This window comes from Stenotrophomonas sp. FBCC-B152 (genome assembly GCF_059134105.1).
The window spans coordinates 4,544,753-4,559,634 of sequence record NZ_CP101442.1 but is presented as its reverse complement, the minus strand read 5'-3'; the positions used below and the strand labels follow the sequence as shown (position 1 = coordinate 4,559,634).

Genomic DNA, 14,882 nt, shown 5'->3' with positions numbered 1-14,882 from the left:
TGATCCGTGGGTTCGGTGAGCGCGCATTGTAGGCGCTCAGCGCACCGGGACGTCGTAGGCCGTGCGGGGGCTGGGCTCGGGCGTGAGGGTGTAGTGCCACCACTCCTGCGGGTAGTTGGCGAAGCCCTGGCGCTGCATGGCCTGCAGCAGGGTCTGCCGGTTGCGGTACTGGGTGGGGGTGATGTCGGTGGCGTCGGTGTGCGCGCGCGGGCCGAAGAAGTCGAAGTCGGTGCCCATGTCGACCACGCTGCACGGGTCGCTGCGGCAGTCGAGCAGGCCCAGGTCGACGGTGGCGCCGCGGCTGTGCCCGGAGGTTTCGGCGATGTAGCCGCCCAGCAGCGCCGGCTTGTCCAGCCCGGGGTACTGCTGCGCCTTGCGCGACTGCTCCAGCGGGTCGTTGGCCCAGGCCACGAACGCGTGCACCGACTGCGCCGGGCGGTAGCAGTCGAACAGCTGCAGGCCGTAGCCATTGGCGCGCAGGTCGGCTTCCACCTGGGCCAGCGCCTTCGCCGCCGGGCGCAGCAGGAAGCATTTGGGGGCTTCGTAGCCCGGCACCGGGCGGCCGGTGAAGTTGTTGCTGCCGGCGTAGCGGATGTCGAGTTTGATGTCCGGCGCCAGCGTGGTGATGTCGACCAGGCCGGCCTGCTCGGCGGTACGCACCAGGGCGATGTGCACCGGCTGGGCCGACACCATCGCCGGCGCGGCCAGGGCGAACAGCAGGCTAAGGGCAATCGCCGATGCGGGTGAAGTGCAGGTCCTGATAGTCATAGCTGAAGTCGATATCCGGATCGATCGCGCTCAGGCGGAGCGTCGGCGGGGTGCCCGGCTCCACCTGCAGCCAGGGTTCTGCATCCGCCCCGAGGGTATCCCACTGCACCAGCCAGCGGGTATCGAGCTGCATCACGGTTCCGCGCAGTGTGGGCGATTTGTCCACGCTGAAGCGCAGGGTGTTGTTTTCCGGGCAGAGTCTGGCCTGGCCGAGCCAGGGGTCGCGATAGAGGCCTTGCACGGCTGCGGGATGGCCGCCACCGCGTTGAGCCACGCCCTGCGTGGCTGCAGGATGGTCGGCGCTGCTCAGCCACGCAGGGCGTGGCTCTACGGGTTTGCGGGTGGTCGTATCTGGCAGCGCGTGGGTGGTGTTGCGGCGCTGGGTTCGTTCGGCCTGCAGCTGTTCGGTGTAGCTGGCAACGCTCTGCCGCTGCGCCGGTGCGGTGTAGTGTTTGAGCGCGGCCTGCATCAACACCGTGCGCGCATCCTCGCCTTCGCCGTTGATCAGGATCACCACGCCCACCTTGCGGTCCGGCAGCAGCGCGAGCGAGGAATACATGCCGGACAGCGTGCCGGTGTGGGCGACCTTCCACTGCCCGTCCATGTCCGACAGCCGCCAGCCGTAGCCATAGGCGGAGAAATGCGCGTTGTCCCAGCGCCGCTGGCGTTCGCCAAGCGGCATGGGCATGTGCGCGGTCCACAGCGTGCGGCGCTGGGTATCGCTGAGCCAGCCGGGCACCAGGGTGGGATCCAGCAGCACCTGCATCCAGCGGGTCATGTCGCGCAGGCTGCAGCGGATGCCGCCGGCGGCCATCGAGGTCAGGTCCGGGGCGATGTCGCTGTCGGCGTTGACGACGACGTTGCCGCCCTCGCGCGGGGCATGCGGTTGCGCCACGTTGCCCACCTTCGCCACCGACCACGCGCCGGCCTGGCAGCGGGTCATGCCGAGCGGGATGAACACTTCCTCGCGCAGCAGCTGGTCATAGGGTTTGCCATCGGCGGCGGCGGCCACTTCACCGGCCACCACGTACATCAGGTTGTCGTAGGCGTAGCCGCTGCGGAAACTGGTGACCGGCTTGAGATGTTCCAGGCCGGCAATGATGTCGGCGCGGGTGAAGGCGTTGGGTTCGGGCCAGAGCATCAGGTCGCCCGCGCCCAGGCCGAGCCCGCTGTTGTGGATGAGCAGGTCGCGGACCTGCATGTGCTCGGTGACCCATGGGTCGTGCATGCGGAACTGCGGCAGGTACTTCGTAACGGGGTCGTCCCAGGACAGCAGGCCACGGTCGACCAGCCGCGCCAGTACTGCCGCGGTCATGGCCTTGCTGTTGGACGCGATCTTGAACAGGGTGTCGGCGTCGATGGGTTCGCCGCTGCCGGCGCGACGTTCGCCACGGGTGCCGGTGAACACCACCTGGCCGTTGTCGACCACCGCCATGGCGATGCCCGGCAGATGATGGTGTTCGACGGTGCTGTCGAGCATCGGGGCGAACGGGGACAGGTCGGCCGCTGACGCCGGCAGCGAAGCCGCCAGGGCGAGGGACAGCAGCAGCGTTGTGGAACGGAACAGGGGCGCGTGCATGTTCACCGTATCCGCGGGGGACGGACTGCCGTCCCCCGCGCTGTCGATCAGAAGTTCCAGGTCACCATCAGCTGGGTGTAGCGCGGGGCCTGCCAGCGCGTGCCGGTGTTGAAGGTGTTCTCGCGGTACTGCCCCGGCTGGGCTTCGTAACGCTGGTGGACGTTGATGACGGTCTGGTTGTTGAACAGGTTGAACACCGACAGCCGGGCGCTCAGGTCGATACCCTCCACCGGCAGGCGCCAGGTGACGTTGGCGCCCATGGTCCAGGTCCATGGCAGCCGGCCGTAGGCACCGCGCGGGGTGTATTCGAACTGCCGCTGGTCGTACGGGCCGGAGCAGTTGGCCACGCACAGCCAGCCGGTGCCACCGCCGCCGCTTTCATTGGAGGTGCTGCCGCCGGCCACGGTGTCGTTGGGCCACATCACGCCGAACGCGGTGATCGGGCCACCGGACTGCACCTGGAGCGTGGTGCCGAACGACCACTGTTCATTGAGCGCATAGGCGGCGCGCAGCTTGAACTGGTGGCGGAAGTCGTTGAACAGCACGCCATAGCGTTCGTTGTTGGACGGGTGGTCCCAGTGCTGGACCATGCCGGTGTCGCCGTAGCCGGTATCGGAGTTGACCGGGCCTTCGAAATTGCCGTCGCTGCGCGACCACAGGTAGGAGGCATTGAACAGCCACTTCTCGTCCCATGCGCGGTCGATCTGGAATTCCAGCGCCTTGTAGGTGCGCTTGGGATTGGAATAGCCCACCACTTCACCGCTGCCGCCCTTGCGGTAGCCGCTGTTGGCGGTATCGATGGTGATCCAGCCTTCGGTGGTGCAGCCGATGCTCGAGTCGCCCCAGATGGTGAGGCTCTCACCCGGGTTGGCGATCGGCCACAGGGTGGTGCCGGTCGGGCCGCACGGGGTGTAGTTCAGGCGCATGTCGTCCAGCGCGCGGTCCATGGTGCGGTAGGTGGCGTTGACGCCCCACGACCAGGCCTGGTTGATCATGCTCTGGAAGCCGAGGATGTATTCGTCCTGGTACACGGCCTTGAGGTCGCGATCCACGCTCTGGCGCAGGTCGGCCGCGCCGGTGTTCATGCGGGTATCCACCGGGCCGATCTGCTGGCCGATGATCGGCGCCATGTAGGGCGCGCCGGTGACCGGGTTGGCCTGCTGCTGCCAGCCCTCCAGCACGAAGTAGGAGTATTCGTCGGTAAGGCCACCAGCGAAGTTGACGTTGATGTTGTTGGTCACCGGCAGGTAGTAGCGGCCGGCGTTGCCGAACAGCTTGGTGGTGGCATCGCCCTTCACGTCCCAGGAGAAGCCCACGCGCGGTGCGATGAGGTCGTCCATCTTGATGAAGGCGTTGCCATCGGCGGTACGGTTCTCGAAGCGGTCCCAACGCACGCCCAGGTTGAGCATGAGGTTGTTGGTGACGTTCCAGATGTCTTCCAGGTAGAAGGCGTTGGCTTCGGTTTCGAAGGTACCGCCGGACACGCGGTTGCGCCCGCGCAGCATCTCGGTGACACCCGGCGGCACGTAGGCGTTGGCGCCATCCCACACTTCATCGCCCGGGCGGGCCACGTAGGCGGTGTAGCTGAGCTGGGTCGGGCCGGGGTAGCGGGTGGACTGCTCGGTGGTCATCAGCTCGCGGTCCACGCCGAACCGCAGAAGGTGGCGGCCGAGCTGCCATTCGAAGTCCAATCGGGCCACGTCGCGGGTGTCGTCGCGCTCGGCCACGGCAGCACCGGTGGGGTGGCAGCCAGGGCGCAGGCCGTTGAGCTGGCCCAGGCGCGGGGCATAGCTGGCATCGGTGAACACCGGGCTGCAGGCTTCATCCAGCGAGGAGCGGGTGAACGCGCGCTGGTTGTTCTGGCCGACCATGGCACGCGCGGTGAAGTTCTCGCCGAAGTGGCCGGTGTAGGTGGCAGAGTAGTTGCGGCCGCCGCTCTCGGTGACCGAGTCGCCGCCCCAGGCGCCGATCTCGCTTTCGTCCCAGTCGTAGTTGTAGGAGGCGTTGGTGACATCGCCTTCGTCGGAGAACGCCAACAGGGCCAGGCTGTGGTTGTCGGTGATGTTCCAGTCGAGCTTGGCGCCCCAGAAGCCGTTGTTGGCTTCGTTCTTGAACCAGGTCAGCGCATCGTTGGAGGTGTTGTGGCCATGGTCGTTGCGGTCTTCGTACATGGCGAACAGGAACAGCTTGTCCTGCACCAGCGCGCCCGAGCCCCAGACATTGGTCTTGAAGAACGAGCTGTCGTCACGGCTGGCGTAGGAATGCGCGGTGCCGTCGCGGTGGAAATGGTCGCGGCCGCTGGAGCGCCACGCGCTGGGTTCGGCGGTGACTTCCACGCCGCCCTGCAGTTCGTTGCTGCCCGAACGGGTCACCGCGTTGATCACACCGCCGGTGGAACGGCCGAACTCCACCGAGTAGCCACCGGTCTTGACCTGGAATTCGCTGAAGAAGGCGAACGGTGCGCTGGAGAAGCCGCGCCGGGTGTACATGTCGGTGACGTTGAGGCCGTTGATGAACACCGCGTTTTCGGCCACCGACGAACCGGCGAAGGACAGGCCGCCGAACGTGGAGTTGCCGCCGACCACGCCCGGCGCCAGCAGCGCCACCGCGCTGAGGTCCTGCGCCACGGGCAGGCGCTGCAGTTCCTGGCGGTTGACGTTGAACGAGGTTTCAGTGGTGGACACGTCCACGCGGTTGACCACGCGCGTGCCGATCACCTGCAGCGCGTCGAGGTTGACCACGCCGCCGCCACTGGCCAGGTTCACGGTGGTGGTGCCGCCAATCGCCACGCTGACCGCCACCGGGTCGCCGAGCTTCTGGCCGTCGCGGCTGAGCTGCAGCTGGTAATCGCCCACCGGCAGCTGGCCGAGGCGATAGCTGCCATCGGCGCTGGCGGTGACGGTGCGGGTCAGGCCGGTGCTGTTGCTGACCACGGTGACCTGGTCACCGGCGCTGGCCCGACCGGCCACCGCACCACTGACCGCCTGCGCGTACACAACCGTGGGCAGCATGCTGCCGAAACACGCACCCAACGCGACGCATAGCGCCGCCCGCTTCAAACCGTTCGCTTTCATTCCCTGCTCTCTCCTTCAAGGGTGAAATAGTGATACCGCCGATTACCGCGTCGACTTCGCAGGCACCACGTGCGATTGGAAGTCGTAATTCCATTGATCGAAGTACAGGTTGCCGCCAGCCCATTCGACTTCGCCGCGCTGCGAATCCACGGTGTCCGAGCGCGGGTGCTGCTTGGCCGGTTGGAAGGGCTGCTGGACGTCATCGTTGAAGGCGATGCGGTAGGCATCGAGCCCGCCGAAGTAGAAGTTGCGCAGCGCCGGGTCTGCGCTCTGCAGGCGGCCGGTAGTGACATCCATCGGCACCCAGCCATACGGGGCCAGGTACAGCGCGCCCCAGTCGTGCAGGTTGTTGTAACCCACCGCATCGTCCGAATAGACCATGCCCGACTGCCAGCGCGCGGGAATGCCGTTCAGGCGTAGCAGGGCGATCAGCAGCAGCGTCTGCTGGCCGCAGTCGGCATGGCCGGCATGCAGGGCGTAATCGCTGATGTTGGAGATGGTGGAGTACTCGCGCGCACCGGCCCACGGGATCTGGTCGACCGCGTCGAACAGCTTCTGGGCGATACGGTACGGATTGGTTTCATTGCCGACCACGCGCTGCGAGAACGCGCGCAATGCCGGGGTGAACACCACGTGCGGCGGCTGTTCGGCCAGGTAGGGCTGCAGCGCGGCATCGGGCGGCGTGGGCAGCACCTTGGCCGGATCGATCTCGATGTGGCGCGCATACACGGTGACCGCGTAGCGGATCTCGAAGCGGGTCGGCTTTCCGGCCACCGCTTTCTGCTGCAGGTGGACCGTGCGCTGCTGGGCAGCTTCGGGCGCGATCACCGCGCCGCTGTTCGGGCCGATCCAGCTGATGTCTTCCTGCTGGCCGCGAATGGCGCGCGGGTAAGGAATCCACGCCTGCAGCAGTTCACCGGCGGGCACGGCATCGGGTTTGACCGTGATCGACTGGGTGACTTCCACACGGCGCGGCACCACGCTGCTGGCGCCGCTGGCCTTGGCCGCCGCGATGACTTCTTCATGGTGCGGGGCGAGGTTCTCGTACGGACCATCCACCGGCAGCGGAACGTTGGGTGCGCGGCGTGCCTTGGCTTCGGCGCTGACCCGGAACAGGTTGGCCGGCGCGCGCTTGAAGTAGCGGCGCTGCCCGTCGATATCCAGGTGTTCGATCAGCCCGGCGGCATCCCAGCGCGCGAATTCGTCATCGCGCAGGTCCGGGATCTGCTTGCGCACCAGCGCCTTGGCGGCGGTTTCGTCCAAGGTGAAATCGAGCCGCATGCGGCGCATGCGCTCGCGCTGGAACGCATAGGCGGCACGTGCGTCTTCGCTGAGCGCGGGGTCGTTGATCGCCGTGGCGATGCGGGCATCGGCGGCGGCAAAGTCGCCCTGGTCGATCTGCGCCACCACCGCATCCAGCGCCGGCCCCTGCGCCCCGGCCGAGCCGATGCCCAGCAGCAGGCACGCCGTCGCGGCGCGCCGGGCGAAGGTCGAGGCAGAAGAACGCGGTTTGCGTACGGGCAGATCCACGGCGACACTTCCCAAGGTGCAGGTGGTAATCGCTGTGTAACACGGGCCTGACAGGTGGTCAATAATTTATTCTTGCTTTCGCTGGAAAAAGGAATAAATATTCCTGACGCTTTCGAGGAGGGTGACCGCTCCATGATCCAGGCTTCCCCCCGCCGCCCTGCGCGGCTTGCGTGGCCGGCGCGTGCCTTGCTGGCCGCTGTGCTTGCCCTGCCCGGCGCTGCCGCGTGGGCCGAGGCGCCACTGGCCGGCCCTTCCGACTTTGCTGGCGTGGTGGGCCTGCGTGAGACCTATCTGGACCCGGCGTTCTGGGCGGCGCGGCTGCCCGATGCCGACCGGGTGATCCTGGACCGCGCGGGCATTGCGGCGCAGAACGCGCGCATGCGCGCCGAAGACGACTCCATTCATGACCTGCGCGCCCTGCCCGCGCGCCTGCCGCGCGCCAAGGTGCTGGCCGACATCCAGGCGCTCTCGCGCTGGCCGCAGAAGCCGCTGTTCGGTGAGGACGGCAAACCGGTGGCCGCCACCGCGCGTCCCGCGATCGAGGCCAACCTGGCGCTGGACGCCATTCCCACCGAGCGCCCGCTGCAGTACGGCCTGGTCACCCACCGCGCCGCGTTGCGCGCGTTCCCTACCGCGCTGCGGGTGTTCACCTCGCAGGGCGATACCGATATCGACCGCTTCCAGGAGTCCGCGCTGTTCCCCGGCGATGCGGTGGCGGTGCTGCATGAAAGCGCCGACGGCCAATGGCTGTTCATCACCAGCGAACGCTATTCGGCATGGATCGAGAAGCGCTTCGTTGGCGTGGGCGATGCGGCCACGGTGCTGGGGTACGGCCAGCACGGTCCGTACCGGGTGGTGACCGGCGCCACGGCGTATACCGCGTTCACCCCGGAAGAGCCGCGCGTGTCGCGGCTGCAGCTGGAGATGGGCGTGCGCCTGCCGGTGCTGGCCGACTGGCCGGTGGCGCAGGCCGTGAACGGCCAGCAGGCACACGGCGCGCATGTGGTGCAGCTGCCGGTGCGCAACGACGACGGCACGCTGGCACTGGTGCCGGCATTGCTGCCGCGTTCGCAGGACACCGCCAGCGATTACCTGCCGCTGACCCCGCGCAACCTGCTCACCCAGAGCTTCAAGTTCCTGGGCGAGCGCTACGGCTGGGGCCATTCGTACGACACCCGCGACTGCAGCGGCTTCGTCTCCGAGATCTACCGCAGCTTCGGCGTGCTGGTGCCGCGCAATACCAGCGCGCAGGCGGTCAGCCCGGCGCTGGACCGCATCGCCTTCAGCGACAAGGACGGCAAGTCCAAACGCAACGCGGCCGTGCAGCAGCTGAAGGTGGGCGACCTGGTCTACATTCCCGGCCACGTGATGGTCACCCTCGGCCAGCTCGACGGACAGACGTGGATGATCCACGACACCGCCGGCGGCAGCTGGTTCGGCCCGGACAGCAAGCGCGTGCAGGCCCACCTCAACGGCGTTTCGGTGACTCCGCTGCAGCCGATGATGGCCAGCGACACCGTGAGCTACATCGACCGCATCACCAACATCCAGCGCATCCGGCCCCAGACTCCTTGATGAAAATCACCGACATTGAACTTGGCATGCTGCGCGTGCCGCTGAAAACCCCGTTCAAGACCGCACTGCGCACCGTGGATACGGTGGAAGACGTGGTGGTGCTGGTCCGCACCGATACCGGCCACACCGGCTATGGCGAGGCGCCGGCCACGGCGGTGATCACCGGCGATACCCACGGTTCGATCATCGAGGCGATCAACACCTTCATCAAGCCGCGCCTGGTCGGCCAGGACGTGGCCGAACTCAACCGCAACTGCGCGCTGATCCAGTCGTCGATGGAGCGCAACACCAGCGCCAAGGCGGCGGTGGAAATCGCGGTGTACGACCTGTGGGCGCAGCTGCACAAGGCGCCGCTGTACCAGATGCTGGGCGGTGGCGACCCGGTGATCACCACCGACATCACCATCAGCGTGGATTACATCGACAAGATGGTGGCCGATTCGCTGTCGGCGATCGACCGCGGCTTCGAGTCGCTGAAGATCAAGGTCGGCAAGGACATCGGGCTGGATATCGAGCGGGTGAAGGCGATCCACGCCGCCGTGCAGGGCCGCGCCCTGCTGCGGCTGGATGCCAACCAGGGCTGGACCGCCAAACAGGCGGTGCACGCCATGCGCACGCTGGAAGAGGCCGGGGTGGTACTGGAACTGCTGGAGCAGCCGGTGAAGGCGGCCGACATCAGCGGTCTGAAGTACGTGACCGACCGGGTCAACACGCCGGTGATGGCCGATGAGAGCGTGTTCAACCCGGGCCAGGTGTTCGACCTGATCCAGCAGCGCGCGGCCGACATCATCAACATCAAGCTGATGAAGACCGGCGGGTTGTCCAACGCGATCCGGATTGCCGACATCGCCGCCATCTACGGGGTGCCGTGCATGATCGGCTGCATGATCGAATCGAGCATCAGCGTGGCGGCGGCCGTGCACCTTGCGGTGGCCAAGAGCGAGGTGATCACCAAGGTGGACCTGGACGGACCGTCGTTGGGGCAGTTCAATCCGGTCACCGGCGGGGTACATTTCAACGAGTCGGAGATCACCATCAGCGACGCGCCGGGCTTGGGCATAACGGAAGTACGGGGTTTGGAGATGATTACACCCCCGCGCTGGTAACCTCCCGGTGTACGTCAGCCACGCAGGGCGTGGCTCTACACCTCCCACACATAGGAACCAACGCGTCCTCCATGCCGCCCCTGGTGAAAATCCGCTCCGAGCGTGACCACATGTCGGCGATCGAACGCCGCATCGCCGATTTCATCCTCGACAATGCCCACCTGCTGCGCGATTACTCGTCGCAGCAGCTGGCCAGCGCGCTGGGCATCAGCCAGTCAAGCGTGGTCAAGTTCAGCCAGAAGCTGGGCTTCAAGGGCTACCCGGACCTGAAGTATTCCATCGGCCAGGCCGTGGCCCGCGCCGGCAACGACCCGGCCGCCGGCCCGCCGGCCGCCGCACCGGGGAACGATTACGACCAGCTGGCCGAGCGCCTGCGCCTGAGCCGCACCGCGGCCGACGAGGAAACCCGGCTGGCCAACCCGCAGGCGGAAGTGGAAGCGATCGTGCAGCTGATCGACGGCGCGCCCAAGCTGTTCGTGTACGGGCTGGGCGACGATGGCCTGTACGCGCGCGAGTTCGCGATGCGGCTGTCGCTGCTGGGCATGCTCACGGTGCACCACGCCGACCCGATCCTGATGATGGCCAACCTGTCGGCGGCGCGGCCGGGCGATGTGCTGCTGGTGTTTTCCGAATTCGGCAAGCTGCCGCAGCTGTTCCAGCTCTCGCGCCAGTTCCAGGACGTGGGCGGCAAGGTGGTGTCGATCACCCGGCACAGCGCCAACCCGCTGCGCGCTCACGCCGATGGCGCGCTGGTGGTGTGCGCGCACGACCTGGCGCCGCACGTGGCGCAACTGTTGTACCGTTCTGCCTTGCAGTCGCTGCTGGACTTCGTGTTCGTGCTGCTCTGCCACGCCAACCCGGACCGCCACCGCCAGCTCGGGGTGAACCTGGAACGGATCGAACACCTGATCGACACCTGATTCCCGGAGTGCACCCGATGCTGTCGCTGCTGCGTACCGCCTTTGCCACCGTGCTGGTTGCCAGCGCCCTGCCCGCCTCGGCACTCACCCCGGTGGCCACGCCGCTGCACGACAACGGCCAGATGATCGTGGTCACCACCGATGGCTGGGATGCCACCCAGGGCAGGTTGCAGGCGTATGCACGCACCCCACAGGGCTGGCAGCCGCACGGCGCCGCCTTCGATGTGGCGGTGGGCCGCAATGGCAGCGCGTGGGGCGTGGGCGTGCTGCCGGCGCCGAACGGGGCGGGTCCGCAGCAGCCCGGCGAGCCGGTGAAGCAGGAAGGCGACGGCCGCAGCCCGGCCGGCATGTTCAGGGTCGGCCCGGCATTCGGCTATGCGCCGAAGATCACCAGCGCGATGCCCTACCAGCCGATGCTGGAGAGCAGCTACTGCATGGATGTACCCGATTCGAAGTACTACAACCGCATCGTCGATGCCGAGGTCGTGGGCGCCGATGCGGTGGAAGGCTCCACCGAACCGATGCGGCTGGACCTGCACAACAAGGGCGACGTGCGCTACCGCGAGGGCTTCGTGATCGAGCACAACCCGAACGCGGAACCGCGCCGGGGCAGCTGCATCTTCGCGCACCTGTGGCGCACGCCGGGTGAGGCCACTGCCGGCTGCACGGCGATGCAGCCCGAACACATGCAGGGCCTGCTGGCTTGGCTGGACCCGGCCCAGCACCCGGTGTTCGTGCTGCTGCCGCGCGCGCAGTACCAGCGGCTGCAGCAGGACTGGCAGCTGCCGGCGCTGCCGAAGGCCGCACGATGAGCGCCGCACCCGAACCGCAACTGGAACGCGCGGTCAGCCGCTGGCAGATCGTGGGGTTGTCGATCAACGATGTGATCGGCAGCGGCATCTACCTGCTGCCAGCCGCTACCGTGCTCCTGCTGGGGCCGTTCAGCCTGTGGGGCGTGGTGGCGGCGGGCATCGTGGTGGCGCTGCTGGTGCTCTGCTACGCGCAGGCGGCCAGTTACTTCGATGAACCCGGCGGCAGCTACCTGTATGCGCGCGAGGCGTTCGGGCGCTTTGCCGGGTTCGAGATCGGCTGGATGATCTGGCTGACCCGGATCAGTTCGGCGGCGGCGTTGAGCAACGCGCTGGCCGATTCGGTGGCACGGTTCTGGCCCTGGGCCGGGCACGATGTGGGCCGGGTGCTGGTGATCGTGGCCTCGCTGGGCTTCCTGACCGCGGTGAACGTGGCCGGCGTGCGCTCGGCGGCGCGCACCGGGATCGTGCTGGTGATCGGCAAGATGCTGCCGCTGCTGCTGTTCGTGGCGATCGGCGCGTTCTACGTGGATACCGACCTGGCCTTCTCCGGCACCCGCCCGGACCCGCACGACCTGCAGCGCATGGGTGAGGCGGCGTTGCTGCTGCTGTATGCCTACGCCGGCTTCGAGAACATCCCGGCCGCGGCCGGTGAATACCGCAACCCGCGCCGCGACATTCCGTTCGCGTTGATCACCATGATCATCACGGTGACGGTGATCTACGGCGCGGTGCAGTTCATCGCGCAGGGCACGCTGCCGGGCCTGGCCGATTCGGCCACGCCGCTGGCCGATGCCGCCGCCGGCTTTGGCGGCGAGGCGCTGGCCCTGATCCTCACGGTGGGCGCGACGATCTCCATCCTGGGCACCAACAGCAACACGATGATGATGGGCCCGCGCTTCCTGTTCGCGCTGGCGCGCGATGGCTACGGGCCGAAGCTGCTGGCGCAGGTGCATCCGCGCTTCCGCACGCCGGCCGCGGCGATCATCACCCAGGGCCTGATCGCGCTGGTGCTGGCGTTGTCCGGCTCGTTCGTGCAGCTGGCGCTGCTGTCGATGACCACGCGCCTGTTCGCCTACATCGGCACGGCGGCAGCCGTCATCGTGCTGGCCCGCCGCTTCCGCGACCGCCCCGGCGCGCTGAAGCTGCCCGGCGGCCCGCTGATTCCGATCCTGGCGCTGGTGCTGTGCCTGGCGCTGTTTGCCAGTGCCAGCTGGCAGAACATCGCCGCGGCGCTGATCGCGTTCGCGGTGGGCGGGGTGATCTACCTGCTGCCGCGCAAGGAGGCGTGAGGAACCGCGCTTGATCTGCTGTTCACTCCGCGCGCCCATGGCGTTAACCCGGTGCTGGGTACGGTGAAGCCTCACCCCACCGGAGCCAGACATGAGCCCTGATTACCAGATTCCCGGCCGGGTGCCGGAAGACGGCGTACCGCGCGAAGCAGTGTCCGATTACTGGCGCGAGCGCTTCAGCGCCGAGCCGTATTACGACAGCGAGCAGACGTTCGAAGATTACGAACCGGCCTATTACCTGGGCCACAGCGCGCGCCTGGGCGGTACCCGCGCCGATGAGATCATCCAGGCCTACGAACAGGTGGAAGCCGAACTCGAATCGCGCTGGGCGCGTGAACAGGCCACCAGCAAACTGACCTGGGCCCAGGCCCGCAACGCGGTGCGCCGCGGCTGGGACGAGTCCACCGCCCTGCACCAGGCCCACCTGGACAAGGGCGTACCGCGCGGCACCTGAGTACCGCGCGGCGCGACGCCGGATTTACTCCGCGCGCGGAATCGGCGGGATCTCACGATCACCTGCGGCCATCAGGTCGCGGGTGTTCTTCTGTACGGCAACGGCGCCGAACAGGCTCAGGGCGAAGGCCATGCCGTAGAAGCCCTTTTCGCTGAGCAGCAGGGTGGCGTTCCACAGGCCGACCAGCAGCAGCAACAACGACACCAGCAGCGCGAACCAGCACAGCGAGTAATACAGCGCACTCACCGGAATGCCTTCCACCCGGTCACGCACGCTCTTCTGCAGTGAGACCGCGGCGAACAGACCGAACAGCAGCAGGGTGAGGTAGTAGCCCTTTTCGTTCAGGGCCATCTCGGCATTGAACAGGCCCACCAGGTAAGCCACGGCGCCGAGCAGCAGTGCGGTCCACGAGGCGGCGATGAACGCCGGAGACGGTTTGGTGACCTGAGGCTTCATTGTTCAAACTCCCTTTTGATGGCGCCTACGGTAGCCGATTCCCCCGCACCCGCCTACGGGGGTGACGTATGGTCCACGCCCCTTTGATGGCCATGGTGTACAACAACGGCTGGCCATTCGCGTCCCCTTCCGGAGATTTCCCATGACCCGCCGCCTGCTGCTCAGCCTTGCCCTCGCCGCCACCCCGGCCCTGTTCACCACCGCCTGCGTGGCCGCCGATACGCCCGGTGCGGCCTCCGCGCCCGCGCTGGAAAAGGCGCAGTGGCCGTTCACCGCCACCGAATTTGCCACCTTCGACCAGCCCTGGGCGATGAGCTTCCTGCCCGATGGCACCCTGCTGGTGACCGAGAAGGAAGGCCGGTTGAAGCACTTCAACGTGGCCACCCGCAAGAGCGCGGAGATCACCGGCGTGCCCAAGGTGGCCTACGGCGGCCAGGGCGGCTTCGGTGATGTGCTGCCGCACCCGGACTTCGCCAAAAACGGCTTCGTGTACCTGAGCTACGCCGAGGAAGGCGACAACGACACCCGCGGCGCCGCCGTGGGCCGCGCCAAACTGGTGTTGGCCGCCGATGGCAGCGGCAAGCTGGAAGACTTCAAGGTGATCTGGCGCCAGACCCCGAAGGTGGAAGGCAAGGGCCATTACGGCCACCGCCTGGCGTTCGGACCGGACGGCAAGCTGTGGATCACCTCCAGCGAGCGGCAGAAGTTCGACCCGGCGCAGGACATGTCCGGCAACCTGGGCAAGATCATCCGCCTCAACGATGACGGCAGCGTGCCGGCCGACAACCCGTTTGCTTCCCAAGGCGGCGTGGCCACGCAGGTGTGGTCGCTGGGCCATCGCAATGCGCTGGGCATCGCCTTCGATGCGCGCGGCAAGCTGTGGGTGCACGAGATGGGCCCGGCCGGTGGCGACGAGTTGAACCTGATCACGCGCGGGGCCAACTACGGTTACCCGATCGTGTCCAACGGCAACCATTACGACGGCCGCGACATTCCCGACCACAGCACGCGCCCGGAATTCGCCGCGCCGAAGGTGACCTGGACCCCGGTGATTTCGCCGGCCGGTTTCATCATCTACAGCGGCAAGCTGTTCCCGCAGTGGACCGGCAGTGGCTTCATCGGCGGGCTGTCGTCCACCTCGCTGGTGCGGGTGGCCTTCGACGGCGACAACGCGCGCGAAGCCGAGCGGTTCCTGATGGGCGAACGCATCCGCGAAGTGGAACAGGGCCCGGACGGCGCGACCTGGCTGCTGGAAGATGGCAGCAAGGGCAAGCTGTTGAAGCTCACCCCGAAGGGGTGAACAGCAAGTGCCGACCAAC

12 protein-coding genes are annotated in these 14,882 nt (G+C 67.3%); 7 read left to right on the top strand and 5 right to left on the bottom strand.

Features of this window, described 5'->3' with window-relative positions:
- Positions 1-36: 36 nt before the first annotated feature.
- Genes NMB40_RS20665 through NMB40_RS20650 form a run of 4 tightly spaced genes read right to left on the bottom strand, consistent with a single transcriptional unit; the run spans position 37 to position 6,951 of the window.
- A complete protein-coding gene (locus NMB40_RS20665) occupies positions 37-768 on the bottom strand; it encodes a M15 family metallopeptidase (RefSeq protein WP_494359700.1) in 732 nt (243 codons plus the stop codon).
- On the bottom strand, positions 722-2,347 hold the full coding sequence (locus NMB40_RS20660; protein WP_494359699.1) for a serine hydrolase domain-containing protein: 1,626 nt from the start codon (positions 2,345-2,347) through the stop codon (positions 722-724). The genes NMB40_RS20665 and NMB40_RS20660 overlap by 47 nt, the downstream gene beginning before the upstream one ends.
- Positions 2,348-2,394: 47 nt before the next feature.
- Positions 2,395-5,421: a TonB-dependent receptor gene (locus NMB40_RS20655; RefSeq protein WP_494359698.1), complete on the bottom strand. Its 3,027-nt coding sequence runs from the start codon at positions 5,419-5,421 to the stop codon at positions 2,395-2,397.
- Between the two features lie 42 nt (positions 5,422-5,463).
- Positions 5,464-6,951, bottom strand: a complete 1,488-nt coding sequence (locus NMB40_RS20650) for a transglutaminase-like domain-containing protein (protein WP_494359697.1) — start codon at positions 6,949-6,951, stop codon at positions 5,464-5,466.
- 132 nt (positions 6,952-7,083) lie between these two features.
- On the opposite strand from NMB40_RS20650, the gene NMB40_RS20645 reads away from it, so the two are divergent.
- The 6 genes from NMB40_RS20645 to NMB40_RS20620 all read left to right on the top strand — a co-directional run bounded on the left by NMB40_RS20645 (position 7,084) and on the right by NMB40_RS20620 (position 13,107).
- A complete protein-coding gene (locus NMB40_RS20645; protein WP_494359696.1) occupies positions 7,084-8,526 on the top strand; it encodes a C40 family peptidase in 1,443 nt (480 codons plus the stop codon).
- Positions 8,526-9,632 (top strand): dipeptide epimerase, encoded by a 1,107-nt coding sequence (locus NMB40_RS20640; RefSeq protein WP_494359695.1) that lies wholly within the window; start codon positions 8,526-8,528, stop codon positions 9,630-9,632. Before NMB40_RS20645 ends, NMB40_RS20640 begins: the two co-directional genes overlap by 1 nt.
- A 71-nt stretch (positions 9,633-9,703) precedes the next feature.
- Positions 9,704-10,552 carry a MurR/RpiR family transcriptional regulator gene (locus NMB40_RS20635; RefSeq protein WP_494359694.1) on the top strand — a complete coding sequence of 283 codons (849 nt, stop codon included), beginning with the start codon at positions 9,704-9,706 and terminating at the stop codon, positions 10,550-10,552.
- Between the two features lie 17 nt (positions 10,553-10,569).
- The gene (locus NMB40_RS20630) at positions 10,570-11,364 is read left to right on the top strand and encodes a L,D-transpeptidase family protein (RefSeq protein WP_494359693.1); all 795 of its coding nucleotides are present in this window, start codon (positions 10,570-10,572) and stop codon (positions 11,362-11,364) included.
- Positions 11,361-12,653, top strand: coding sequence for an APC family permease (locus tag NMB40_RS20625; protein WP_494359692.1), 1,293 nt, complete (start codon positions 11,361-11,363; stop codon positions 12,651-12,653). Before NMB40_RS20630 ends, NMB40_RS20625 begins: the two co-directional genes overlap by 4 nt.
- Positions 12,654-12,744: 91 nt before the next feature.
- Positions 12,745-13,107, top strand: coding sequence for a hypothetical protein (locus NMB40_RS20620; protein WP_282246945.1), 363 nt, complete (start codon positions 12,745-12,747; stop codon positions 13,105-13,107).
- 24 nt (positions 13,108-13,131) lie between these two features.
- Here the strand turns inward: NMB40_RS20620 and yiaA are convergent, their stop codons facing one another.
- Positions 13,132-13,563: an inner membrane protein YiaA gene (yiaA, locus tag NMB40_RS20615; protein WP_282246944.1), complete on the bottom strand. Its 432-nt coding sequence runs from the start codon at positions 13,561-13,563 to the stop codon at positions 13,132-13,134.
- A 142-nt stretch (positions 13,564-13,705) separates the two neighbouring features.
- Between yiaA and NMB40_RS20610 the strand changes: the two genes are divergently transcribed.
- Positions 13,706-14,863 (top strand): PQQ-dependent sugar dehydrogenase, encoded by a 1,158-nt coding sequence (locus tag NMB40_RS20610; protein WP_494359691.1) that lies wholly within the window; start codon positions 13,706-13,708, stop codon positions 14,861-14,863.
- Positions 14,864-14,882 lie beyond the last annotated feature (19 nt).

Bases quoted from the DNA above. Each gene is read 5' to 3' on its own strand.
- NMB40_RS20640 (WP_494359695.1), top strand. From the start codon at position 8,526: ATGAAAATCACCGACATTGAACTTGGCATGCTGCGCGTGCCGCTGAAA.
- NMB40_RS20610 (WP_494359691.1), top strand. From the start codon at position 13,706: ATGACCCGCCGCCTGCTGCTCAGCCTTGCCCTCGCCGCCACCCCGGCC.
- NMB40_RS20630 (WP_494359693.1), top strand. From the start codon at position 10,570: ATGCTGTCGCTGCTGCGTACCGCCTTTGCCACCGTGCTGGTTGCCAGC.
- yiaA (WP_282246944.1), bottom strand. From the start codon at position 13,563: ATGAAGCCTCAGGTCACCAAACCGTCTCCGGCGTTCATCGCCGCCTCG.
- NMB40_RS20660 (WP_494359699.1), bottom strand. From the start codon at position 2,347: ATGCACGCGCCCCTGTTCCGTTCCACAACGCTGCTGCTGTCCCTCGCC.
- NMB40_RS20665 (WP_494359700.1), bottom strand. From the start codon at position 768: ATGACTATCAGGACCTGCACTTCACCCGCATCGGCGATTGCCCTTAGC.
- NMB40_RS20635 (WP_494359694.1), top strand. From the start codon at position 9,704: ATGCCGCCCCTGGTGAAAATCCGCTCCGAGCGTGACCACATGTCGGCG.
- NMB40_RS20645 (WP_494359696.1), top strand. From the start codon at position 7,084: ATGATCCAGGCTTCCCCCCGCCGCCCTGCGCGGCTTGCGTGGCCGGCG.
- NMB40_RS20655 (WP_494359698.1), bottom strand. From the start codon at position 5,421: ATGAAAGCGAACGGTTTGAAGCGGGCGGCGCTATGCGTCGCGTTGGGT.
- NMB40_RS20625 (WP_494359692.1), top strand. From the start codon at position 11,361: ATGAGCGCCGCACCCGAACCGCAACTGGAACGCGCGGTCAGCCGCTGG.
- NMB40_RS20620 (WP_282246945.1), top strand. From the start codon at position 12,745: ATGAGCCCTGATTACCAGATTCCCGGCCGGGTGCCGGAAGACGGCGTA.